This is a genomic window from Marinomonas sp. 63XJN7_7_ISO-PGPR-S23-202 (assembly GCF_056173505.1).
The window spans coordinates 4,207,117-4,231,897 of sequence record NZ_CM149677.1 but is presented as its reverse complement, the minus strand read 5'-3'; the positions used below and the strand labels follow the sequence as shown (position 1 = coordinate 4,231,897).

Annotated in this window: 22 protein-coding genes; 15 read left to right on the top strand and 7 right to left on the bottom strand. The window is 40.9% G+C overall.

Features of this window, described 5'->3' with window-relative positions:
• The first annotated feature begins 85 nt into the window (after window positions 1-85).
• Complete coding sequence (locus AC0VYG_RS19545) at window positions 86-1,201, top strand: S-(hydroxymethyl)glutathione dehydrogenase/class III alcohol dehydrogenase (RefSeq protein ID WP_199477890.1); 1,116 nt, start codon at window positions 86-88, stop codon at window positions 1,199-1,201.
• Between the two features lie 156 nt (window positions 1,202-1,357).
• Window positions 1,358-2,188: an S-formylglutathione hydrolase gene (gene fghA / locus AC0VYG_RS19540; RefSeq protein ID WP_475429571.1), complete on the top strand. Its 831-nt coding sequence runs from the start codon at window positions 1,358-1,360 to the stop codon at window positions 2,186-2,188.
• 66 nt (window positions 2,189-2,254) lie between these two features.
• On the opposite strand, the gene AC0VYG_RS19535 is transcribed toward fghA, so the two are convergent.
• A complete protein-coding gene (locus AC0VYG_RS19535; protein WP_475429570.1) occupies window positions 2,255-2,878 on the bottom strand; it encodes a LysE family translocator in 624 nt (207 codons plus the stop codon).
• A gap of 217 nt (window positions 2,879-3,095) precedes the next feature.
• On the opposite strand from AC0VYG_RS19535, the gene AC0VYG_RS19530 reads away from it, so the two are divergent.
• From AC0VYG_RS19530 to AC0VYG_RS19510, 5 genes are all read left to right on the top strand, one after another.
• A complete protein-coding gene (locus AC0VYG_RS19530) occupies window positions 3,096-4,517 on the top strand; it encodes an aminotransferase-like domain-containing protein (protein WP_475429569.1) in 1,422 nt (473 codons plus the stop codon).
• A 179-nt stretch (window positions 4,518-4,696) separates the two neighbouring features.
• On the top strand, window positions 4,697-5,212 hold the full coding sequence (locus AC0VYG_RS19525; RefSeq protein WP_475429568.1) for an N-acetyltransferase family protein: 516 nt from the start codon (window positions 4,697-4,699) through the stop codon (window positions 5,210-5,212).
• Window positions 5,213-5,674: 462 nt separating this feature from the next.
• A complete protein-coding gene (locus tag AC0VYG_RS19520; protein ID WP_475429567.1) occupies window positions 5,675-6,757 on the top strand; it encodes a substrate-binding domain-containing protein in 1,083 nt (360 codons plus the stop codon).
• Window positions 6,758-6,772: 15 nt separating this feature from the next.
• Window positions 6,773-7,780 (top strand): ABC transporter permease, encoded by a 1,008-nt coding sequence (locus AC0VYG_RS19515; protein WP_475429566.1) that lies wholly within the window; start codon window positions 6,773-6,775, stop codon window positions 7,778-7,780.
• A 2-nt stretch (window positions 7,781-7,782) separates the two neighbouring features.
• Window positions 7,783-8,562 carry an ATP-binding cassette domain-containing protein gene (locus tag AC0VYG_RS19510; RefSeq protein ID WP_475429565.1) on the top strand — a complete coding sequence of 260 codons (780 nt, stop codon included), beginning with the start codon at window positions 7,783-7,785 and terminating at the stop codon, window positions 8,560-8,562.
• Between the two features lie 129 nt (window positions 8,563-8,691).
• On the opposite strand, the gene AC0VYG_RS19505 is transcribed toward AC0VYG_RS19510, so the two are convergent.
• The 4 genes from AC0VYG_RS19505 to AC0VYG_RS19490 form a co-directional block, all read right to left on the bottom strand.
• Window positions 8,692-9,297: a hypothetical protein gene (locus AC0VYG_RS19505; protein ID WP_475429564.1), complete on the bottom strand. Its 606-nt coding sequence runs from the start codon at window positions 9,295-9,297 to the stop codon at window positions 8,692-8,694.
• 34 nt (window positions 9,298-9,331) lie between these two features.
• Window positions 9,332-10,876 carry a polyphosphate:AMP phosphotransferase gene (pap, locus tag AC0VYG_RS19500; protein WP_475429563.1) on the bottom strand — a complete coding sequence of 515 codons (1,545 nt, stop codon included), beginning with the start codon at window positions 10,874-10,876 and terminating at the stop codon, window positions 9,332-9,334.
• A gap of 224 nt (window positions 10,877-11,100) precedes the next feature.
• Entirely contained in the window at window positions 11,101-12,693 is a 1,593-nt protein-coding gene (locus AC0VYG_RS19495; protein WP_475429561.1) for a bifunctional protein tyrosine phosphatase family protein/NAD(P)/FAD-dependent oxidoreductase, read from the bottom strand.
• Between the two features lie 82 nt (window positions 12,694-12,775).
• Window positions 12,776-13,657 (bottom strand): MBL fold metallo-hydrolase, encoded by an 882-nt coding sequence (locus AC0VYG_RS19490; protein WP_475429560.1) that lies wholly within the window; start codon window positions 13,655-13,657, stop codon window positions 12,776-12,778.
• A gap of 232 nt (window positions 13,658-13,889) precedes the next feature.
• On the opposite strand from AC0VYG_RS19490, the gene AC0VYG_RS19485 reads away from it, so the two are divergent.
• From AC0VYG_RS19485 to AC0VYG_RS19450, 8 genes are all read left to right on the top strand, one after another.
• Window positions 13,890-15,242 carry a sigma-54 interaction domain-containing protein gene (locus AC0VYG_RS19485; protein WP_475429559.1) on the top strand — a complete coding sequence of 451 codons (1,353 nt, stop codon included), beginning with the start codon at window positions 13,890-13,892 and terminating at the stop codon, window positions 15,240-15,242.
• Window positions 15,243-15,736: 494 nt separating this feature from the next.
• Window positions 15,737-16,207: a hypothetical protein gene (locus AC0VYG_RS19480; RefSeq protein ID WP_475429558.1), complete on the top strand. Its 471-nt coding sequence runs from the start codon at window positions 15,737-15,739 to the stop codon at window positions 16,205-16,207.
• Between the two features lie 53 nt (window positions 16,208-16,260).
• Window positions 16,261-16,737, top strand: coding sequence for a hypothetical protein (locus AC0VYG_RS19475; RefSeq protein WP_475429557.1), 477 nt, complete (start codon window positions 16,261-16,263; stop codon window positions 16,735-16,737).
• Between the two features lie 58 nt (window positions 16,738-16,795).
• Window positions 16,796-17,494, top strand: coding sequence for a fimbrial biogenesis chaperone (locus AC0VYG_RS19470; RefSeq protein ID WP_475429556.1), 699 nt, complete (start codon window positions 16,796-16,798; stop codon window positions 17,492-17,494).
• Window positions 17,494-18,216: a hypothetical protein gene (locus tag AC0VYG_RS19465; RefSeq protein WP_475429555.1), complete on the top strand. Its 723-nt coding sequence runs from the start codon at window positions 17,494-17,496 to the stop codon at window positions 18,214-18,216. The genes AC0VYG_RS19470 and AC0VYG_RS19465 overlap by 1 nt, the downstream gene beginning before the upstream one ends.
• Window position 18,217: 1 nt before the next feature.
• Entirely contained in the window at window positions 18,218-20,629 is a 2,412-nt protein-coding gene (locus AC0VYG_RS19460; RefSeq protein WP_475429554.1) for a fimbria/pilus outer membrane usher protein, read from the top strand.
• On the top strand, window positions 20,619-21,398 hold the full coding sequence (locus AC0VYG_RS19455; RefSeq protein ID WP_475429553.1) for a hypothetical protein: 780 nt from the start codon (window positions 20,619-20,621) through the stop codon (window positions 21,396-21,398). The genes AC0VYG_RS19460 and AC0VYG_RS19455 overlap by 11 nt, the downstream gene beginning before the upstream one ends.
• A gap of 49 nt (window positions 21,399-21,447) precedes the next feature.
• Window positions 21,448-22,659 carry an IS256 family transposase gene (locus AC0VYG_RS19450; RefSeq protein WP_475432512.1) on the top strand — a complete coding sequence of 404 codons (1,212 nt, stop codon included), beginning with the start codon at window positions 21,448-21,450 and terminating at the stop codon, window positions 22,657-22,659.
• 127 nt (window positions 22,660-22,786) lie between these two features.
• On the opposite strand, the gene AC0VYG_RS19445 is transcribed toward AC0VYG_RS19450, so the two are convergent.
• Complete coding sequence (locus AC0VYG_RS19445) at window positions 22,787-23,383, bottom strand: LuxR C-terminal-related transcriptional regulator (protein ID WP_475429552.1); 597 nt, start codon at window positions 23,381-23,383, stop codon at window positions 22,787-22,789.
• Window positions 23,384-23,902: 519 nt separating this feature from the next.
• Entirely contained in the window at window positions 23,903-24,697 is a 795-nt protein-coding gene (locus tag AC0VYG_RS19440) for a BUD32 family EKC/KEOPS complex subunit (protein WP_475429551.1), read from the bottom strand.
• Between the last annotated feature and the right edge of the window lie 84 nt (window positions 24,698-24,781).

Here is a 24,781-nt window from a genome sequence, read left to right as displayed (position 1 = left end):
GGCTTTTATTGTCCTTAACTCTATCAATCCATTCTGGTTTTTTAGTTAAAACGTTAATGATTAACACAAGACTTGGGAGAAGATAATGAAATGTAAAGCTGCTGTTGCTTGGGGACCAGGCCAACCTCTTAAAATTGAAGAAGTGGATGTGCAAGATCCGCAGAAAGGGGAAGTCTTAGTACGTATGGTCGCAACAGGTGTTTGTCACACTGATGCGTTCACTTTGTCAGGTGAAGATCCTGAGGGCGTTTTCCCTGCGATTCTTGGTCACGAAGGTGCGGGTGTTGTTGAAGCCGTTGGTGAAGGGGTTACTAGCCTTAAAGTCGGCGATCATGTAATTCCACTTTACACAGCAGAGTGTGGCGAATGTAAGTTCTGTAAGTCTGGTAAAACCAACTTGTGTAGTGCCGTCCGCGAAACACAAGGTAAAGGCCTAATGCCAGATGGCACGTCTCGTTTCAGTATTAATGGCGAGCCGATTTATCACTACATGGGAACGTCTACTTTTTCTGAATACAGTGTCGTTCCTGAGATTTCTCTGGCGAAAATCCATGTCGATGCACCGCTAGAGAAAGTATGTTTGCTAGGTTGTGGTATCACCACAGGTATTGGTGCGGTATTGAATACGGCGAAGGTGGAAGAGGGCGCAACGGTTGCAGTCTTCGGTCTTGGTGGTATCGGTTTGTCCGTTATCCAAGGGGCACGTATGGCCGGAGCGTCTCGTATTATCGCGATTGATGTTAATGAATCGAAATTTGATATGGCGAAACAATTTGGCGCCACTGATTGTGTTAATCCGAAAAACTTCTCTGATCCCATTCAACAAGTCATCGTTGATATGACCGATGGTGGTGTGGATTACTCATTTGAGTGTATCGGTAATGTACAAGTGATGCGTTCTGCCCTTGAGTGCTGCCACAAAGGTTGGGGTGAGTCGATCATCATTGGTGTTGCAGGCGCAGGCCAAGAAATCTCTACGCGTCCATTCCAATTGGTCACTGGCCGTGTTTGGAAAGGGTCGGCTTTTGGTGGCGTGAAAGGTCGTAGCCAATTGCCAGGTTATGTAGAAGATTACATGAATGGTAAAATCGAGATCGACCCATTCGTAACGCACACTATGCCCCTTGAGCAAATTAACGAAGCGTTTGACTTAATGCACGAAGGTAAGAGTATTCGTACCGTTATTCTTTTTGATAAGTAAGCTTTTCGATAAAAAGTGACGACCTGTGCATGACGACCGTGTTTACTCATACATAGTTAACAGTCGGTTTATCGTGCGCAGGTACAAATTTAACGAACAAGTACCCCATTTATTCGCACCGCTTGCTCAAGTGGTGGGAATGAGAAGGAGAAGAATATGGAATTATTATCCAGTACGAAAAGCTTTGGTGGTTGGTTAAAGCGCTATCGCCATGAAAGCCTGTCGGTGAAAGGGGAGATGACGTTTGCTATCTACCTGCCACCTCAAGCAGAAACGCAAAAAGTGCCTGTTCTCTATTGGTTATCTGGCCTGACTTGTACGGACGAAAACTTCACCCAAAAAGCGGGGGCTTTTCGTAAGGCGGCCGAGCTTGGCTTAGCCATTGTTTGCCCAGATACCAGCCCGCGAGGCACCGAATACCCCGGTGAACATGAAAGTTACGATTTTGGCTCAGGGGCTGGTTTTTATGTGAACGCTACGGTTGCACCTTATTCCAGTACCTACCATATGTACGATTATGTGGTTCAGGAATTACCACATTTGATCGAAGCAAACTTTCCGGTCACGGAAAAACGCTCTATCTCCGGTCATTCCATGGGAGGTCACGGTGCCTTGATTTGTGCCCTGAAAAATCCAGGCAAATATCAGTCCGTCTCGGCTTTTGCTCCTATTGCGAATCCGACAAATTGCCCTTGGGGCGAAAAAGCTTTTACAGGGTATTTGGGAGACGACAAAGCCAGTTGGAACGAATGGGATGCGACATTGCTTGTTGAAAATGCAAGTGAACGCTTACATTTACTGATCGACCAAGGTGAAGCCGACAACTTCCTAGAAGAGCAACTCAAACCAGACGCGCTTCTTGAAGCCTGCGAAAAAGCAGATCACCCGATTACCCTACGTCGCCAACTTGGCTACGACCACAGCTACTTCTTTATCGCCAGCTTTATTGATGACCACCTAGAGCATCATGCGAAAGCATTAAGCTGATGTTGTTTTTCCTTTTATTGGAATCTGCAAAAAACGAGCTACGGCTCGTTTTTTTCTTGAAATGGATTAAAAAATTCCCGATGCAGCGAGTAGCGAGCCAAATAACATAAAGAAAATTCCTACGAGTTTATTTCCGGTGTTTGCTGCTTTAGGCGATTTTATTCTTGATGACAAATATTCTGCAATGAAGGCGTAGATAGATAAGGTGGCAAATTTAATGAGCACGCTGCTGAGTACCAAAATGATAAATAGCTGTAGATTAGGCGTTCCATGGCTTTCAAATTGTGGCAGCAAGGCCGAAAAATAGATTATGGCTTTCGGGTTGCTTATACCGATAAAAAAGGATTGCCGCCAAAGCTTCCAGAATCCTTCTTTTCTCATATTGGCTTCATCACCTAGTTTTACGGATTTTTTGGTAAAAGATTTAAATCCTAAATAAATGAGGTAAATCGCACCGAGTATTTTTAGTCCGCTAAAGAGTGTTGGGTGTTGGGAAAAAAATATGTCTATTCCTGCAGATGATATTAGTCCCATGATACATATCGCTAACACATCACCTGTAAGAACAAAGATGGCTTGAAATTTTCCATATCTAATGGCGTTGTTTATGAGGTTTACAGTCGATGGGCCGGGGCTTCCAGTTTGTATTGTTGTCAGGCAAATAAACACCAACCATGCGCTAATGGTCATCGTTTTCTCCAAGTCAATTGATAGGTTTTGGAATTGGTTAGAGATGCAATCAGTCAAGCAGTGGCTATCTCGTACTTGATTATCGGTGGATTTTTACCCTGTTAAAATGTATAGAGTTTTGCTAATTTAAGTATACAGAAAAGCATTTTATGACTTCTGTATACTTTATTTTGTTCTCCTGTGTATGTTTTGAAGCTTTACGGAGTAACTAGTTGCCATGCCCCAATACGTCGATATTGCGAATGTTATTTCTGATCGGATTCAAAAAGGATTTTATCGCCCTGGAGAGAAGCTGCCTTCCATGAGAGAAATTTGTACTTCGTTTAGTGTTAGTCTTGGTACAGCGCAAAACGCTTATCACTTTCTAGAAGAAAATGGCTTGGTGATTCCTATTGAAAAAACAGGCTATTTTGTTCGTCAAGGGCAATTAGCAAGTGGCCATTTACCCAATGTTCAGCCAGTTACTCAAGAACCTGTAGATATTAAGAACTGGCATAGCATTCTAGAGTTAGCTGCAAGCTCTCCTAGCGACGGTGTACTTCAATTAGGACGTGGTATGCCTGATGTAGATTCTTCTTCATTAAAGCCTTTGCTGAAAGCGCTTAGTCAAACGGGTAGAAGCACCGATAAACGAGCGCTCTACTACGATGATATTTCGGGCATGAAAAAGTTAAGAGAACAGATATCTCGAATGCTAATTGATTCAGGTTGTGATATTGCAGCGGAAGAATTAATTATTACTAGTGGATGCCAAGAGGCGTTGTTTATTGCTGTTCGAGCTGTTTGTGAACCAGGGGATATTGTTGCGATTGAGTCACCAGCTTTTCATGGTGCAATACAAATTTTACAAGCCTGTGGTGTCAGAGTGTTAGAAGTGCCAACTGATCCTATAACAGGGATAAGTATTGAATCATTAGAGATGATTCTCGAACAGTGGTCGGTGAAGCTGATTCAAGTTACGCCCAATTGTAATAACCCCTTAGGTTTTATCATGCCAGAAGAACGCAAAAGGGAACTGCTTAATTTAGCCAAGAAATACAATGTGATGATTCTGGAAGATGATATATATGGTGATTTGTCCTATCGCTACCCACGTCCTTTAACCATAAAGTCAATGGATATGGACGGCAGAGTACTACTTTGTGGGTCTTTTTCAAAGACCATTGCTCCGGGACTGCGCATTGGCTGGATTGCACCAGCACGTTTTTTTGACCGTGTTTTGTATATGAAATATACAGGAACAGGCAGTACTTCGAGTGCGGCACAGATTGCGGTCGCAAGCTTTATAGAAGATGGACACTACCTACTTCATTTAAGAAAAATGCGCGCTATGTACCACAGAAATTTACAGCAAACGGTCGAATGGATAGGAGAATCGTTTCCTACCGGAATAAGAATGAGTCAGCCTCAAGGCGGCTATATTCTATGGGTAGAATTCCCTAAAAATTTTAATGCTAATGCTTTTAATAAAAGCCTTTTACAGAGAAAAATACAGGTTGTCTCAGGTAGCATTTTTTCATCTTCAGAGCGTCATGGTCACTGCATAAGAATCAACTTTGGACACAAATTAGCGCTTCTTAAAAACGGTATACGAACAATGGGTGAGCTGCTTAAAAATGAATCATTTTATGGCTCGTAACATAATTTGGTGTTAGGTCTAAAACTCATTTTTCAGGCAAAAAAATGTAAAACATATAACTTATATCTTACAAATGTCTGTTGGTTTTTTAGCTTGGTATTGGGATAAATCCCTACCTACGGTCGAGATCTGTTTTTGGATATTATTTGCCAACTCAATAGCTTAGAGGATGAATTAGTATGATTGTGTATCGTCAAGCGGCAGTGGCTGAGTGTTCAGCGCTGAAAACATTACTCTGGGACCAAGGTCCTAATGAATGGAATTATTTGACCGAGGAGGGGGTTGAGGCGGAATTCAAATTGATTGAAGAGGGCTCGGCGATGGCGATGGTGGCAGAGGATTCTGATAATAAGCAAATCATTGGTTTTGCGGTGTTAATTGATGGATCCGTTAGCCCTGCCTATTTGACCCAGTATTTTGATCTCCTCGCGCTTTGTTTTATCGGCGATGTGGTGGTGTCTCAGGCCTATTCTAGTCAGGGTATTGCGACCAAGTTGCTTGAACTTTGCCTTGAACAGGCGAAAAAGAAACCAGTGCAAGTGGTATTGATTGAGCGACATGAAGAGAACCTAGCCTCGGCGGGAATGATGAGAAAAGCAGGCTTTCAGGTGATTGATACTTTCCACGATCCCGACAAACGCTCATCTGGCTCAAGAAATACCGCTATTTTGGCGTACAAAATACCCTCCTTATAATGTCTGTTGATGCTGAATAAACAAGAGCATAAGTCTTGTATATTCAGCATGTTCTTTTCAAGTGCTTAGAAAAATACTGGATCATTAAAGCCGATTGGGCACTACAGTAAGCGGCAATTGGTAAAGATAGTGTCGTAAAGCAGTAAGAATAGTGCTAAAAGTTATAAAAAAAGAGGAAGTCAACTCCCGCTCACTGTGTCGTTCTGATGAGGGTGATACATTGTTTTTTGGTTGTTTTTTAAACAGTCTTTTTTAGGCTGATCGATGGTAGTCGATCAAACCAAAAGCACTTGAGCATTCAAGTAATCCATTCCATTGCTTATTAATCTGCTATCCGTGGAGGAGATGTTATAACGTTTTATCGATTCTGGACTAGACGTCTGGGGTCTTATTTTAAGAGCTGTTACTCCGTGTGTTGAAAATAACGACAAAAATAAATAGATCGCAACGTGGAGAATAATCATGAAAAAAGATGATGAGAATGAATCCCCTTTTATGACAACTCGCAGGGCCCTAATGCGAAATGCGTTGGGTATTGGGGCGATAGGGGCTTTAATGGCCGCTGGTGCAACGCCAGCAATGGCTGCAAGTGGTGGAAAAGAAGGAAACTTTCCAAGACACAAAAAGTGGAAATTTACTTTCGTTAATCATGTGACAACCAATCCCTTTTTTGTTCCAACTCAATACGGTATTGCCGATGCCTGTGCTTTGCTTGGTTGTGATTACCAGTGGACTGGCTCACAGCGGTCTATTGCTTCGGAGATGGTAAATGCGATGGATACTGCCATTGCAGCACAAGTGGATGGTATTGCTGTTTGTCTGGTGGATCAGCATGCGTTTAATCAGCCAGTAAAACGTGCTCTGGAAGCGGGAATTCCTGTGTTTTCTTATAATGCTGATGTCAAAGGAAATGATCGTCTTGCTTATATTGGTCAAGATCTTTATCTGGCGGGTAAAGCACTGGGTGAACGGATTGTCAGTTTAGTGGATTCCGGCGACGTGGTTGGCTTCATTTCGACACCAGGTCAGCTAAATATTCAACCTCGTCTTGATGGCGCTGCCGATGCCATCAAAGAGTCTGGTAAAAAAATTAATTTTAAACAGATTGCGACAGGCCCGACGGTTAACGAAGAAGTGTCTCAAGTGGATTCCTATTATGTCGGACATCAGAATGTTAAAGGCATGTTTGCCGTAGATGGCGGCAGTACCATGGCGATCGCTAAAACCATGCAAAAGTTTGGTTTGAAACAAAAGGGTGTTGTCGGCGGCGGATTTGATATGCTTCCTAATACACTGGATGCCATTTATCACGGTGACCTTGATTTTACCATTGACCAGCAACCTTATTTGCAAGGCTTTTATACGGTCATGGAAATGTTCATGTTCAAAATGTCTGGTGGTTTGAGTGGGCCTGCCAATATCAATACCGGTCTGAAATTCGTCACCAAGGACAACGTGGCTCCTTATCTGAAAACGAAAACGCGCTTTGAAGGAAACTCCAGAGAAGAAAAAGTGTTGGAACGTTCTGGTCCCATCGGTAGTTAAAGGTGAGGAGCCGTCATGATGAATGATACAACCCAGGCCGGACGAGGATCTGGCCATCCATCCTTTATGAGGCATGGCTTATTTGGTTTACTGCGCCATCGTGAGACGAGTATTCTGCTGGCTGGTGTTTTACTGGTTATCTATTTTCAGATATCCAGTTCGGCTTTTCTGTCAGGAGATAATATTGCCAATATTGTGCAATATACCGGAACCACGGCGATTATCGCGGCTGGTGAAGTGTTTGTTCTGGTGTGTGGTGAGCTTGATCTGTCCGTCGGCATGGTGTACGCGCTCGCGCCTTTTGTGATGTATTTTGCCGCTGCAGCCGGTATACCCATAGGGATAGCCATTATTCTTGCCTTGTGCGCTTCCGCACTGGTCGGTTTGATTAATGGTCTCATCACCAACTTGTTACGTGTGCCTGCGTTTGTGACCACATTAGGCATGCTTTTCCTGATAAATGGCTTTACCTTGACTATTTCTGGCGGCTTTCCTGTCCAGCCAACGTCTAGTCAATGGGTGACCAACTTTATGGGGGCAAACCCTTGGGCTGAGGCAATTTGGGCGATTGTGCTGGCTATTGTATTGCAGTTTGTGCTCAAAAAAACGCGCTGGGGATTACATACTATTGCAACTGGAGGCAACCCCGTTGGGGCGGCTGAAGTGGGGATTAAAGTCAAAATGATTAAGACTGGCAACTTTATGTTGTGTAGTGTCTTTGGTGGCTTTGCCGGTATTATCGATGCTTTTCGGATTGGCTCAATTGACCCTTTGTCCGGTGGTTCTCAAATCATGTTTTCGGCCATTGCAGCGGCCGTGATTGGTGGCACTTTGTTAACAGGTGGGCTGGGAACGGTATTGGGGGCGCTTATTGGTGCTCTGGTGCTTGGTATCCTCAAGGATGGCTTCACCTTATTGGGGGTGAGTGCTTATACATTCGATATGATCCTAGGGGCTGCGATTTTAGTGACGATGGCAGTGAATATACGCTTGACGATGATACGAGAGTCAGGAGGATTGTGACGATGAATAAATCAAGTTCTGAGGTATTGAGAGCTGAGCATATTTCAAAATCCTTCGGCCAAGTGACGGCACTTAAGGATATCAATATGTACCTTGCCAAGGGGGAGGTGCTTGGCCTGCTGGGAGACAATGGTGCTGGTAAATCTACGCTGATGAAGATCTTCACTGGTTATCACCCACCAAGCAGTGGTTCGCTTTATATCAATGGTGAAGAGGTCGCATTACGCTCTGTCTCCCATGCTCGTCGTTTGGGGGTTGAGTGTGTGTATCAGGATCTGGCCTTGATTAATGAGCTGAATGTTTACCGGAATATGTTTTTACAACGTGAGCCTGTGTACGGTGGCCCGTTGAAGATTCTGGATGATGCAACTATGCGTAAAGCGGCCATTGAGCAATTAGATATGATGGGGGTGAATATTCCCTCTGTGGATGTTGAAGTGTCGAAGTTGTCAGGAGGGCAGCGTCAGGCCATTGCGGTTGCTCGGTCTGTGTACCAAAAAGCGGATCTTCTGCTTCTTGATGAGCCGACTGCCGCCATGGGGGCGAAAGAATCTGCACTGATTTTGGATGTGATTCAGCGTTTAAAGGAAGAAGCCAATATGGGAATCATCATTATTGCTCATAACTATGCTCAGGTGTTTGATGTATGTGATCGCGTAAACTTGGTCAGAGGGGGCGAAATTGTCTTTGATAAAGCGACGAAAGAGACCTCGGTACAGGAGCTAACAGATATTGTGGTCAATGAATATCGTCAAGCTAGAGCCAATGTAAAAAGTCACTGATGACAACCTAATAATCTTTTCTATACTACTGACCTGAGCAAAGGATTTTGTTCTGGTCAGCTTTTCCTTTTATGGTGTCGCCTGTCAAAGGCGTGATGGCTAGACTCGCTTTCTACGAGTTTTTGATTATTAGCCTGTGAGAATAAAAGCGACGCCGGCAGCGTAAAATACAATAGGGTATATCCACTTAGGCGGGCGCTCACGCAGATGCTGCAGTATCAACGAAAGAACGACCCCTCCAACCATGTATAAAGGCACAACTTGCAGCGACGTGTAGTGTCTCATGTCATCCGGTAGATAATAGAAGTAGAAGGTCTGATAAAACAGCAAAGAAAAGCCGTTAGCGAGAATTTCCAGTATTGGCCCATCGATGCCAGATGCTAGACCTGTCAGCCAGTAGGGGCGCAATTGGCATTTTTTGTGCGTTAGCACATAGTGCAGGCAGTATTGGTAAAAGCCATATACCGGCCAAGTAATGAAGTTCAGGGCGGAGGTGTAACCATCATGAATGGGCCAGACATGATATTGCCAGAGTGGTTTTCCCATGACCAGATAGTACAGCTTACCAAGAACCACCTCACCGACAATCGCAATGAGGAAAGTCGCGGCCATGGATAGGAGTAGCTGGTAAACATCAATACGAACCCAATGCTTAACGAGCAATGAGCTGAGTAGATAAAAAATAGTCACGCCAACGAGGGAACCAGATACCGCTAGTTGTAGCAATTCGTCCATTCGAACTGGGTTCCTTTTGTATGAATACACTGCATTATTTTGTTTCTTTTAGTCTGTTTTCCAGTTGGTCGCACAATGCTTCTAATACCGCGATGCGAGCGTAATGTTTGTTGTTGGCGGCAATCAATGTCCACGGCGCATAGTCGGTGCTGGTATGAACCACCATGTCGTTAACGGCACTTTCATAGGCTTGCCAGTGGTTGCGGTTGCGCCAGTCTTCTTCCGTGATTTTATGCTGCTTGTAGGGAATGTTTTCACGGGCTTCAAAACGTTTTAGTTGTTCTTCTTGATCGATATGCAGCCAGAATTTTAGCAATAAACTGCCGTGATGGATAATTTGTTCTTCAAAGTTATTAATTTCTGTGTAGGCGCGTCGCCATTCATTCTCGGTTGCGAAGCCTTCTACACGTTCTACTAACACACGTCCATACCAACTGCGATCATAAATAGTGTGTTTGCCTGAAGCAGGTATATGTCGCCAGAAACGCCATAAATAATGGTGAGCCTTTTCTTCATCCGTGGGGGCGGCGATAGAGATAACTCTAGCGATACGGGCATCCACTGCCTGCATAATACGTCGAATAGCACCGCCTTTGCCCGCTGCATCCCATCCTTCGAATACCAGAATAAAACTGATGCCTTTATGGTAAGCCTGCCAGCTCAGCCGAGTCAGTTTTTCTTGCAGCATAGCCAAGTGTTTACTGTTGTTATCAGGCTCTCCTGATGGTGGCTGTTTCAACTGGCTTAAGATTGTGGGTTCAGTTATCAGTTCTTCTTTAGGCGTTTTAGGGGCATCTGTTGGGGCTTTTTCAGACGTCTCAGTGGTTTGTGAAGGAGGGTTTTTCTTATTGTTATCGTCGTCTTTAGGCAGGGTTGCCAAGTAATTTTCCGCGGTTTCGATAATTTGCTTAGCGACAGCTATGTCTCGATAATAATTGTCTTCGGATTCAATGACATACCAAGGTGCGATGGCTTGATCGGTTAGCCGGATGGCTCTTTCTGCCGCGTGAATATAACGAGGGTAATGGGTCAGAATTTGAAAGTCTGCCTTGGAACTTATCCAGCCTTCTTTTTGGGCGGCTTTGAGTTCTTTTAGACGTTGCTTTTGTGTTGATTGAGAAGAGTGTAGCCAGAACTTGAGAATTAAGGCGCCATCTCTGGCTAATGTGGTTTCGAGTGCTAGGATGCGCTGCATATGGGCATCAAAGGCGACTTTTTTTTGCTTCTTTGTCGCCCGTTCAATGAGCTCACCACTGTACCAAGAACCAAAAAATAAGCCGATGCGGCCACGGGCTGGAAAGTTTTGCCAGTAACGCCAAAAGCGTGGTCGATTGGTTTCCGCCTCGGTTTTGGCGCCAAAGCCTGTTACCTCTAGTCCACGGGTATCGAACCATTGATTGAGCAGGTTGATGACATCGCCTTTATCTTTGCTGTTGACGCCTTCGAGTAAAATATAGACGGGGACATTCGCTTGTTGCAGAGCAAATTGGGTAAGTAACAGCTTTTCACGCAGAATGGGCTCTTGCTCTTTATAGTCATGCTTACTGATAGATCGTCCTAACTCGGCTGCTTCAAACATGGATAACTCGCTTATTCAGATCATAAAATGGTTTTATTTCGAAGAGTAGCATAAGACATGACAACAGAGACATTGATTAGAAGTAAATTGAGTGAATGGATCGATTGTTACTCACAGGCCCTGCCGACGGTGAAGGGAGCGTTATAGTGGGTTCACTTGTGAGTGTTTGTTATTTTGTAGGCAAGAACATGGGATACTGCATTCTTGCCTACGGTTAGGTTTGCTTATTTTTTCATTTCAGGTTTAACGAACCATTCATAGCCTTTTAACATGCCATGCCAATAAAAAGGAGGTAAGATCTCTTCCTTTAATAACCAAGCAAAATAGGTCGGTTTGGTGCCATCGTTGAGCCATTTTGGAAAGGTAGGTAAAAGCTTCCCACCATAAGCAAATTCCGCCAAGACAATTTTGCCGCGTTCAACGGTGAGTGGACAGGAACCATAACCGTCGTAAATGGCTTTGATCGGACGGTTTTGTAACGCATCGGTAATGTTTTGGGCGACGACCGGGGCCTGTTTGCGAGCGGCAGCCATGGTTTTAGCGTTGGGTGTATTAGAGACATCACCTAATGACCAAATGTTGCTAAATCGGGTATGTTGTAAGGTTTCCTTATCGACTTCGACCCAGCCCGCTTCATCGGTAAGGGGGCTGTTGCGAATAAAGTCGGGGGCACATTGGGGTGGGCAAACGTGCAGCATATCAAACTGGGTTTCAATGATCGTTGGTTCGCCGTCTTTGTCTTTTGCTGCGAAATACGCCCGTTTGTTTGGCCCATCGACTTTCACCAAGTTGTGGCTGAAGTGAGTGTTGACTTGGTACTTTTTAAGATAGCTTTCAAGAGCAGGAACATAAGCCGGTACGCCAAAAATCACGCCGCCAGCATTATAAAAAGACGTTTTGATGTTCTTGTGATTGCCGTTTTTTAACCAATGATCGCATGATAAATACATGGCTTTTTGTGGCGCTCCAGCGCATTTTATGGGCATTGGGGGCTGGGTAAATACGGCATTTCCGCTTTTTAAATTTTTTACCAATTCCCAAGTATAAGGGGCTAGATCGTAGCGATAATTGGAGGTAACGCCATTCTTTCCAAGAGTCTCTGATAGTCCTTCGATGGCATCCCAGTTGAGTTTAATGCCAGCAGCAACCACTAAAAAACGGTAACTGACTTGTTGACCGTTATCCAGCACCAGCTTATTTTCGTCGGGTAGAAAGGAGCTGACGGACTGTTGAATCCAAGTGCTATTGCGGGGAATGACATTTGCCATTTTTCGATGGGTTTTGGCCGCTTTGAATACGCCACCGCCAACGAGGGTCCATCCCGGTTGGTAATAATGACTGTTGGCGGGGTCAATCAGGCAGAGCTTGATGTCTCCTTTACGCTTTAGCAAACTCGCCGCGGTCGCTAAGCCTGCTGATCCTGCGCCGACAATGACAACATCGTATTGCGGGGAGGGTGATGCTGAAGCAGTCGCTTGGGGTTGAGTGGTTGGTTCTTGGCTAGCCTGCCAGATTTGCGTTGAACGATTACCTGTCCGGCAGTATGCGTGAACGTTCTGTGCCCCTTTTATCACCTGTTTGAATGTCTCAACGTCCGCAGGCTGCATTTGGCCTCCAGAAAAAGGAATATGTATCGCCGAGATATTATTGGCTTTGGCCTGTTCGGCCACCTTGGCGAAGTTAAGTTGTCCTTCCTCCTCGTTATCAGGTCGATTACAAATAATCAGTGTGACCCCGGATTTTGCTAGGGTATTGACGTCGTCTAAACTGATTTGTTCAGACACGGAATAGTGGTCTGTGATGGCTTTGCGCAACATGCTTCTCTCTCTTTTTTTATCGTTATGTGTATGTTTGCCGCTCTTTGATGTGCCTGTGATGCGAGTGCTCTTTATTGACGCCTTATGTAAAGGCGTTTAATGGAATTTTTAAGTAAGACAAACCATTTTCTTCTGGATTGGGAAGGTGGCCCGCTCTCATATTCACTTGTAGCGATGGTAAAATAAGGCGTGGCATGGCTAGGGTTTTATCTCTGCTTTCCCGTAACTGGACAAAAGTGGTTTTGTTAATGTCTTGTTTGACATGGATATTATGGTCACGCTGAGTTTTGATGTCGGTTTGATATTCCAGCTCACGTCCATTTGGACAATAGTCATGACACATGTAAATTCGATAGTCCTCAGGTAGAGCGAGGATTTTTTGAATGGAGTCGTACAAAATACCAGCATCGCCTCCTGGAAAGTCGGCTCGTGCTGTTCCTGCATCGGGCATAAATAAGGTATCCCCCACGAAAACGGCATCGCCTAGCACATGGGTAAAGCATGCCGGTGTATGGCCGGGTGTATGCATGGCGGTACATGGCATCTTGCCGATGTAAAATTGTTCGCCATCTTTGAATAAGTGGTCAAATTGAGAGCCGTCGTGCTGAAACTCCTGACCTTCATTGAATATTTTGGCAAAGGTGTCTTGCACGATGCTGATTTGTTCGCCTATGCCAATTTTCCCACCAAGTTTCTCTTTAAGGTAAGGCGCGGCGGAAAGGTGGTCAGCATGAACATGGGTTTCAATTAGCCATTCTACAGTCAGTTTATGGGCCGTAACGTACTCAATAATGTCGTCAGCGCTTTTATAAAAAGTGCTGCCAGAGGCATAATCGAAATTCATGACACTGTCGACAATCGCGCAGTTCGACGACTCCGGGTCCTTTACAACATAAGAAAATGTGCTGGTGTCTTTTTCAAAAAAAGCCGACACTTCGGGTTTTATTATTGTATTCGTTGTCATCTTGCACCTCTCTGATTGATTATTAATCAAATAGCATTGCTGATTTGAGCGATTTATCTTATTAAAATTGGTAGAGCAGAAAACATGCCAATGCTTTTTGGTTTTTTTAAGGCTTTGAAAAATAAAGGCTTTTATTTTATGTGTAGATTACTTTTGTTGAATTAGAATTGACCGGAGTCATATTTTTTGTCATATTTGTCTTTGATTTTGACAAAAATGGCGGAATTTATACATGGATATCATTGCAACGGACTCACCTTCTCTTGAAGGGCTGACGAGTATGCTCGAAGGGTTCGATTGCCCTGCAATTCTGGTATCGGTGGATTATCAAATCCTCGCCATTAATCAGCATTATCGAAAAGAGTTTGGTGATGTTTCGTTACAAACTAAACCGCGTTGTTTTGAGGTATCCCATGGCTATAGTGTTCCCTGTGATGTGGCCGGAGAAGATTGTCCGCTTGCAGCAACATTAGACTCTGGCCGTAAAGAACGGGTTCTGCATATTCACCAAACGCCAAGAGGGAAAGAGCATGTGAATGTAGAAATGCTGCCTATTCATGATAGCCAAGGTAAGTTGTTATTTTTTGTCGAATTACTGCGAGCCGTTGCTGTAGCCAGTGCCGAAAATGGCAGTAAAACGCTAGTGGGTTCTAGTAAGCCTTTTAATCTCATGTTAGAAAAAGTGACCCGAGTCAGCCAGAGTGATGCATCTGTCTTACTGCTAGGGGAGTCGGGTTGTGGTAAAGAGCTAGTGGCACACGCTATCCATCAAGGCAGCGACAGAGTGAAGAGTTCACTTGTTACTTTAGAGTGCGCGGGTTTAACCGACTCCTTGTTTGAAAGTGAATTGTTTGGTCATGTTAAAGGTGCCTACACAGGGGCTTATAGCAATCGAACGGGCTTGGTGGAATTGGCGAACGGTGGAACGCTGTTTTTGGATGAAATTGGCGACGTTCCCCTTTCGATGCAAGTCAAACTGCTACGTCTAATTGAAACCGGCTCTTTTCGGCCTGTTGGCTCTTCTAGTACCAAGCATACGAGTTTTAGATTGATCTGCGCGACTCATAAAAATCTTGCCAAAATGGTGAAAGATGGTGAGTTTCGTCAAGACCTATACTATCGGATCAATGTATTTCCCATTTATATTCCATCATTGCGTGAACGACGCGATGATCTTGCTTTGTTAGTTCGCACATTATTAAAACGCATTAGCCATCGTAAGGAATATCACCTTACGGATTCTGCGTTTCATGTATTAAAGCAATATGACTTTCCGGGCAATATCCGTGAGTTAAGTAATATTCTCAACCGCGCCACCATATTGACGGACACGAATGTTATCGAGCGCAGTATTATAGAGGAATGCCTGATTATTGATCAGGAACTTAATCAAGACGTTGCTGGTCAGTTTACGGGGAATGTGGATACTCAACAACTGAATGATTCAGAGAGGACATGGGTAGACTTGAAAACGGCTGAGCGGCTTTATTTGTCTGATTTACTTTCCTTTTATAATCATGACAAGGTGAAAGTGGCTGAAGTGGCTGGTATTAGTTTGCGTTCTCTCTATCGGAAGTTGCAATAGTCAATCAATCTGAGTAATCAGCCTTTGTGTTCTCTTTATGGATTTCATTACTCGCTTTGGTGATGATCAAAATCGCTGAAATCCCTATCGTTGCTCTCTTTCCTTACAAAGACGGCCAATCTGTCATCAAATCGTAATTAACTGTATAGAAATAATAAATTAAGTTTAATTTTTTTATTTTGTTTAATTTTATTTCTTCCTATTGTTTACTTCTAACTAAACACTTAAATTTATTTGTTTAATTTTTGTTCTTTTCAATAAATTATTTGTGAATTGCTAAGTCTATGAATTTACTAGATTTTGTTTTTTAGGATATTTATTTTTTTAATATTTAGTCAATTTTACTATTTTCTTGTTTAGATATACGAACACGTTTTTATAAATAAATAGCGATCTCCTCACAGATTGATAAACAAATAGAAACATACTAAACAGATTTTTTTTATCTAAGATCCAGTTGTGTTTGCAAGACAACCCAAAAGGAAATGGCGGTAATGAGAAAACGAATTGGGTTATTAGTATGTTTCTATGCCTTAACGGCATATGGCAATGACAATGTAAGCTTAACTTTAGTTGGATATATTCCAGCGAAATGTGGGTTTACAGCCGTCAATAATAACTTAACGCTTTCTTCAGCCGGGCTTGCAAGCACGGAGCTAATGATTGACTGTAATTCACCTATGCGAGTGTCGATGCAATCATTAAATGGTGGCCTGCGTCATCAGCAAAGTACTCAAGTAAAAAATTATAACGTGACGTTTTCTATTATTGGAAGCAAATACAGAATGTCTGTATCGGCTAATAGTTTGAAAACAAGAAAGTTTTTTAGCGTTGATAATATTTTATTTAAAAGCACAGGAAAATTGCAGCTCAAACTTTTAGATCCGTTAATTTATGCAGGAAACTATCAGGATGTTTTGCGCATAGAAATGACCCCATCTGTAGTCTCTGGTGGTGTCTGGTAAAGGTTAATTTTAGACAGAATCATTCTAGCCATATTAATGAAGGAATATCAAAAATGAAAAAGTTAATCATACTCTCAGCAATTGCAACATTATCTTCAGGTGCCGTATTCGCAGAAAACGTAGCGGTAAGTGGAACCGTCCCATCAATTTGTGAAGTGGAAACTAATAATACATCTGTACTATTTACCAGTTTAGCAAAAAATCAAACCAGCAACGTTGGCTTTACTGTTAAATGTAATGATCCAGATGGCGCAACCGTATCGCTTACTTCATCAGAAGGTCATATGCAAACGGTAGATGGCAAAGATGGAACGGGTATTGGTTATAAAGCGGAATTAAAAGCTAATCCATATGATTTTACTTTGACTGCATTGAGTGGTGCCAATGATCAAGTTGCATCTCAAAGTCAACCTGGTTCATCGGATTTAGCCACTGGTATTTCTGGAAACATTAAATTAACGGTTCTACAGGATCCAATTTATTCTGGTAGCTATACAGATCAGCTAATGCTATCCATTACAGCGAATTAAAAACCTAACAAAAAAGGCAGTTTTATACTGCCTTTTTTTCATCTTAGGAAATATTATTATGCGATACATTATCTTTTTTATTTATGCTATTTTTTCCTACTCCGCTTATGCATTTCAGGTAAAACCGATGGTTTTTGAGGTTCAACCAACAGGTAGCCAATCACAAAAAACCATGCGTGTATTAAATGACTCTAATGCTCCTCTTACCATTGAAATATCCGCCTATAATTTATTAATAAGTAAGAACGGAATTGAAACATTACAGCCTAATGAAGATGATTTTTTAATTATTCCTTTGACCACCATTATTCCGCCTGGAAAAAGTCAATCCGTTATTATTCGCTACATAGGAGATCCTTTATTGTCGACCTCTAAAGCGTACCGTATTGCGATAAATCAGGTGGTTGTTGATTTAGGATCATTGAATAAGTCAGGTGTCGGTATGGCGGTTAGCTTTAAAACATTGTTGAATGTCGTGCCAAAAGAGGCAGAGGCCAAGTTGGTGATTAAGGGTAAGCATCAGTCTACCCGTAATTCTTGGAATGTAATGCTTGAGAATAAAGGTAATAAATATATCCGATTGTCAAAATCAAAATGGATTATAAAAAATAAAGATAAAAAAATGGTACTCGATGGTGAAGCTTTGAATAAAGCACTAACAGGTAAACTGTTGCTTCCAAAGTCAAATTGTGAAGTGACGATCAAAGTCCCATCACAATTTAATGCTGATAACAGTGAATTGGAAGTGGTTTTATAATGCATAAATTAGCGAGAGCGTTCATTTTATTTTTAATGATTTCTATTTTTCCAGTTTTTGCAATAGAAATAACACCGATGGTGGTAACGCTTTCACCTGAAAAAAAATCTCCATTTAGCATTATATATAATGAATTATCTAGGAATATCGCATTTGATATTCAAGTTTATGAAATAAAATTTGATAAAGTAGGACTTTCTAAGCCAACGCTTATACCATTAAATAATTCTCCTTTATGGGTTTTCCCGCCATCTTTGTTTTTAGAGTCAGGACAACAGAAAAAAATCCAATTTAGATGGATTGATGACAAGTTTCCTGCTATGGATAAAACATATCAGGTCAGTTTGATAGAAGAAGATATTAGCGCACTAAAGCTGGATGAAAGATCAAAACTAAGAATATTGATGAATTTAAATTTGATCGTTCACGTTAACCAAAAAGCGCTAAAAGCGGATTTAGTGATCGGTAAACCTTATATAGAGAAAGGAAATTTAGTTGTCAGGGTCATTAATAGAGGAGGCGGATCAACAAGGTTGAGCGATTATGATATTAAAATAAAGAAAAAAAATATAAAAGTAGGAGAATATTATAAAAATCAATTAAAAGAAAAAGGCTATGATGTTTTTTTTCCTCCCTATTGCTCTGTGTTGATTAAATTGCCAATTCCAAAATCAGTAAAAAAAGATGATTTAGATGATTTTAATATTGATCTAGTTGGTTAATATGAACATTTTTATATATTTTTTTTTAATATTTTTTTCTATGTCGGTATTTGCAAAGATAAATCCAACAAAAAATAGGATTGAGCTGATTGTTGAGGCGATAATGAACAAAAATTCAATAGGAAAAATAGCGTTAATAGTGGAAGCTAATGATGAGCTCTTATTTAAATGGAGTGAGATGAAGCCCATTTTTTCAAAAGCTTTATATTCAAGTTATATCTACACTCTCTCAAGCAGGCAAGAAGAAGGTTTGATATCAGAGAACGATCTTAAAGAAATCAATATTAAGGTGGATTTTAATCTCAATGACTTTACTCTTAATTTATCCATTCCTATGGAGATAATTCGGCCGCAAAGTATCAGTTTGAAATCAGCCCCTAGAATGTTAAAACCTGCTGATCCAGCTTCATTAAGTGGTTATATGAATTTATATTCCAGTTATTTATATCAAAATAGTCAATCTGGTCATAGGGTTAATGAACAAGTGGCTGTTCGCTCAGAGATGGTTATCAATATGAATAGATGGGTGTTGGAAAACGATGAGGAATACTATCCAACAGATGAGGCCAATGATCCTAGTATTAAACGTACAGGAACGCGATTAATACATGACTTCCCATCTAATGGTACAAGAATCACACTAGGGGATAAGTATACATCGGGAAGCTATTTTCAATCTACTTCTCGAATGTTAGGTCTATCAATTGCTCATAATTACTCACTAGTATCTGATCGAATTCTTAGACCAAGTGCATCAAGGAGCTTTACGTTAAAAAGTCCTTCCTCAGTTGAAGTGATTGTTGATGATCAAGTGGTCTCTCGCCTAAATCTTTCCTCTGGTGTTTATTCTCTAGATGATATTCCTCTAAATGAAGGTAATAATAATATTACGCTAAGAATAACGGATGCAGCAGGAAAAGTTAGTTACATCAAATTTGATGTAACAACAGGGCTGAGCTTATTAGCAAAAAATGAGTTGAAATACGAGTTGTTTCTAGGAGTTCCATCTGAACTCAATAATAGGTTGGAATATTTTTATGATAAACCATTGATAAGCTCTTATCTCAATTATGGTGTCTCAACAAACTGGAGTGTAGGTGCTAATTTTCAGGCTGATAAATACATAAAACAAATAGGGTTTAAGCATGTTTTTGCTTCTGAAGTGGGGTTGTTTGCTTTTGAAGACGCACTTAGTGTTAGTGAGCAAGAGAAAGGGAAGGCCTATCGGCTGGTGTATAGTACGTTTACAGACAATAGTATAAAGCATAAAAGGTTTAGTTTGGCTTACGAACATGCTTCTAAGGGTTTTCAATCTCTTGGGTACAGGCCATATCTGAGTGATGGATATAGATTTAAAGAACATTCGTTTCAAGTAAATTATAGCTTTTTTAATACACCTACCTTCCAGACCGCTTTGTTTGCTAATGCTTTTCGATCTTATGATCAGCATCAATTTGATAAGACTTTTGGGGTGAATTTCTCTCAGGATCTTTTGAATGGCCAATGGCGTTATAATATTGGCAGTCAATGGGAGCAAACAAACGGAGAAAATGGATGGAGAGTTAACTTGTCTTTGATCTATAGAATCAGCACAGCGAAGCGACTGAGATCATTATATCAATCAAAAAGACATCGAGCACGTTTAGAGTATACACAAAATAGTAGTCGTCGGTATGTGGGAGCATTTAATGTTCGAGCAGGTATAGAGAGAAATGAACAAAATAAAGCCATGCTTGATTTAAATACTCAATACACAGGGAATCGATTTTTAACCAGTTTCGATCATGCTAGCTATTATCAACAACTTAATGCTCAATCTTCACGTCATCAAAGCCGTCTTAGTTTTTCTTCTAGTATTGCATTTGCTCAAAGTGATTGGTCGGTTGGCAGGCCTATCTATGATAGCTTTGCATTAGTCAAAGCGCATTCCTCTTTAAAAAATAAAAAGATTGTCTTAGGTCGATCAAACGATAAATACAAAGCCAGTAATGAGGATTTCGATACCATTTTATTAAATGATGTTAACTCATATGATCATTCCAGTGTGACTGTCGATGTTGATAATATTGCTCCGGGGTATGATATAGGAGCTGGTGTTATTTCCTTTTATCCTCCTTATCGAAGTGGCTATCGTATTATGATAGGTAACGCCGCTAATATTACTGTTATTGCCACTTTGTTAGATGAAAAAAAGACACCTTTTTCTTTACAGGTGGGAACGGCAATGTGTACCACGGATAAGAAAAAGAAAGAGCATGTTTTCTTTACAAATAGAAAGGGTAAGTTCGCTTTAACGGGGCTTATGCCATGTGAATATGAGGTCAAATTAAAAAATTCTGATGTCTCTCCCTTTATTATTAATGTTAAAAAAGGCGAGCAGCTGCAAAGAAAAGGAGTGATTTATGTGCACTAAAGAGATAAATAGACTCTCTATTTTGATATTATCCTTGATTTTTTCGCAGACTATTTATGCTGAATGCAATGCTAAACTCGGTGATGTGAAGCATCTATATGATGATTTTGAGAGCTACGATTCAGAGCAATATAGCGATGCGAGAAAGCGACTTGGAATTACGGTTCTGGACGCTAATGATTGTCACCCATTACATATCATTCTTACAACTGAGAACCAGTCTCAATTAAAAGGTCAATATCAGATAGTACCTTATCAAATAAGAAGCAATACTCAGCAAATCGTTAGCTCATCAATGACACGGTTAAATCTTGTCAATTCGTATACGGAAATAGAGCTTTTTATTAGAAAAGGTACGCCTGTGAAAGCTGGGATGTATTCAGATCGATTAAAATTAAAACTCTACAATGAGAATAATCAATTATTAGATAATCAAGAGTTTGAAATAGAAGAAACGATATCACCAAAAACAAGTATTTCGATGTTAGGTTACAATAGTTCTGTTAGTGAAATTCATTTGGGGGAACTTGTTTCTGGAAAAAGATACAATATGCTACCAACTCTTAAAGTAGTGACAAATTCAGATATCGAGATGCATGTCACATCAGAAAATCATGGCAGATTCGTTCATAATATTTATAAAAATAAATACTATATCAACTACTTTTTGTATCTTGATGGGGAGTGGATGAATTTAAACCAAGAGAAAATAAAGGTGTTTTCTTATCAAAATAAAACAAAATTTGAGACTGTAACTAATTTTGTGTAACTGCCTACCACAACATATTCTATTAAGAATTAAGGATAGGTAGATGCAAATGAACAAAAAAGAACTTGAAGCGTTCGCAAAAGAAGCCGCCAAGGGAATTAAAACGCCTGAGGATCTCAACGAATTTAGCCAAATGCTGAAGAAGATTACCGTTGAAGCGGCATTGAATGCAGAAATGGATGACCATCTGGGTTACGAGAGACATCAAAAGTCCACCTCAACCAATAGTCGTAATGGCAAGAATAGCAAGCGTATTAAGACGGAAGATGGTGAGTTTGAACTGGATACGCCTCGTGACCGAGAAGGCTCTTTTGAACCCAAGCTGGTCAAAAAACACCAATCCCGATTCACTTCTATGGACGATAAAATCCTGTGGCTCTATGCGCAAGGCATGAGTACCCGAGACATCGTCAATGCCTTCGATGAATGGTATGGTGCCGAGATATCTCCAACACTGGTATCACGCGTTACCAATGCGGTCATTGAGCAAGTGACTGAATGGCAAGCACGCCCTTTGGATGCCATCTACCCCATTGTGTATCTTGATTGTATTGTGTTGAAAATCCGCCAAGATAAACGCGTCATCAATAAATCGATCTTCTTGGCACTCGGTATCAACACTGAAGGTCATAAAGAACTCATGGGCATGTGGATTGCGGAGAACGAAGGTGCGAAGTTCTGGCTCAACGTCCTCACTGAGCTTCAGCAGCGCGGCGTAGAAGATATTCTCATCGCTTGTGTTGATGGTCTAAAAGGCTTCCCAGAAGCCATCAATGCTGTTTTCCCACAAACTAACATCCAACTGTGCATCGTACACATGGTACGCAACTCATTGAAATATGTATCATGGAAAGACTATAAAGCAGTGACGGCGGATTTAAAGCAAGTTTACCGCTCCGCAACGGAAGAAGAAGCCTTGCTAGAGTTAGATCGTTTCGGCGACATCTGGGACGATCAATACCCGCAAATTACCAAATCATGGCGCAATCACTGGCATCACCTCAATACGTTGTTTAATTACCCTGACGATATCCGAAAAGCGATCTACACAACGAATGCGATTGAGTCCCTGAACAGTGTTATCCGTAGAGCCATTAAAAAACGTAAAGTCTTCCCAAGCGATGATTCTGCGAGGAAAATGGTATACCTTGCCATTAAAGAAGCCAGTAAGAAATGGACGATGCCAATTCAGAACTGGCGCCAAGCAATGAGTCGATTTATTATTGAGTTCGAGGAGCGTCTCGAAAAGCACCTTAACTAAATGGCAGTTACACAGAATCTGTTACAGGGTCCAAAATTTTTACTCAAGCTTAGCGTTCGCTTAGCAGACTTTACTAGACAAGCTGCTGGCGAGTATAGTGACACAATTCGTTTTCAGATAAGTCCCCTTAATTATTAAGTTTATTTAAATTTCTCTTACACCAGAGTCGTGCTTGATTTTTGTTTTTTACTTCAATTTTCTGATAAATCTTATGTAAGTGAACTCGGACCGTTGCTTCAGAAATAAACAGATTATCAGCAATGGCACTACACTCCAGACCAGAGTAAAGTAAGTTTAATACCTTAATTTCTTTGCGTGTTAAATTACTAGAGCGTAATGTACTTTGCTGTTCATTTTCAAGTAGTTGTCGCATCCAACCATCGGTCACCGATCTAGGAAACCAAAGTTCTCCTTTTTCAATTGCCTTAAAACCTTGTTCAAATAGTGATTCCTCTGCGTCGTCGAAAAAAATTCCTTTCAGCCTAGGCCACTCTTTTAGTGTTAATGTGTCACTGTTTTTAGGAACATCAAATATAACCAGTCCTTTTGGAGCATTTTCTTCCATGTATTTATTTATTAGCTCATAATTGGTAATAACATTGAGAGAGTGATAACTAACAAGAAGCAAATTATAATCACTGACCACATAAACTAAAATTTTTTGTACTTCAAAATCAAATGACTTGTTATGTCTATTGCTTTTTTGAGTATCCTCAATATCCATATTTTATGCCTTTTGTTTTGTTTTACATAAAACTTACTATACTTCTGTTTCATTTTTATATCAATGTTGCTTGTTTTTTTTGGTATTATTTTCTATCATCACTGATGATTAGTAATTGTTATATCTGTTGCTTTAAGATATCGATTTTACTTATTTTAAAGAGTGGAAAATAGTCACTGATTTTTCTTTTTGTTTTTTTATCTTATTGATTTATAAGATTAATATGGTTTTTAACTGTTTTTTGTCGATGATTATTTCTTAAATAAAGACAACTTTATTTTTAAAAATAGCAACTAACATTTTAGTTAGTGAATAAGATTTTATGATTCATATATTTTAAAAACATGTTAACTTTGTTTTCATATTGTGTTTTTTTGTTGGTTTTGATTATAAGTTATCTGAGGAGGAAGTGTTTTTAACGACACATAAGGTAAAAAGTATAAAAACTAATGTAGAAGCAGAAATGTCGCATTGTTTGAAAAATAGTTTTGAAAAGTTCCTACTTCCTTAAGGGTGGGACTACAGTGTCGTTAAAAACGTGAGTAAGCTATAGGTGCTGTCGATATCTCGGCTAAGCCTTTTATTATGTCTATCGAGCCAGGCAAGTATTTTCATCAAGGGCCTGGTTCGATCTGCAACGTACTGAAGTTTTTTTTTGATCTCATGCTTGCCCGTTATGTTTAAATAGCTATCGATCACATGTTGAAAGGTTTCGTGGTCGCTATATGGGCTAATCGACATCAAGAAAAGGAAAACGTCTCGATATTGAATATCAATCAACGCACAGTGTTCGTCAAAGCTGTCTTCGAAGTCAATTGCTGAAACAATCCCTCTTTGATTAATCGTATAATTTTTGATTTGAGCGCCAGCATGATAATGGCCAGCATTATGGATACTGGCTAGTACATTGAGTGCTTTTAAAATGATGTCGGTTCGTTCCGCTTGGCTTAATGCTGTTTTTTTAAAGTAGCGGCGTAGATCCGTGCCTGTATCCGACAAATAAAGAAAGTGTTCCGTTTGCTCTATGACATTGGCTACAGGCAGCCCAAGTGTAGCCAGTGTCTGTAACTTTGCTGACTCGAATGCCAAGCTTTCTTGCTGCGTCTTAGCCTGCACTGGCATTAGGAGAGCTAATTTGGTGACACGAGCAATCAAGCGATGAAACAGGCTTGAGCGCGTTGCCTCGGGGCTTTTGACCCAAACAGGCTGTCCTTGATGTTTAATCCGTTCTATTTTTTGACCTTTTTTGAAGATTTTATGGGTCATCGAGTCGTCAAAAATAGGCGTATGGTTCTCATTCGTTTTAATCTGCATGGTATGACTCTTAGCTTGCAATCCCTGTCTGTTCATAGTGAGCCATTAGTCAACAATGGGCCGTCTAAAAACATAAAAACAGTC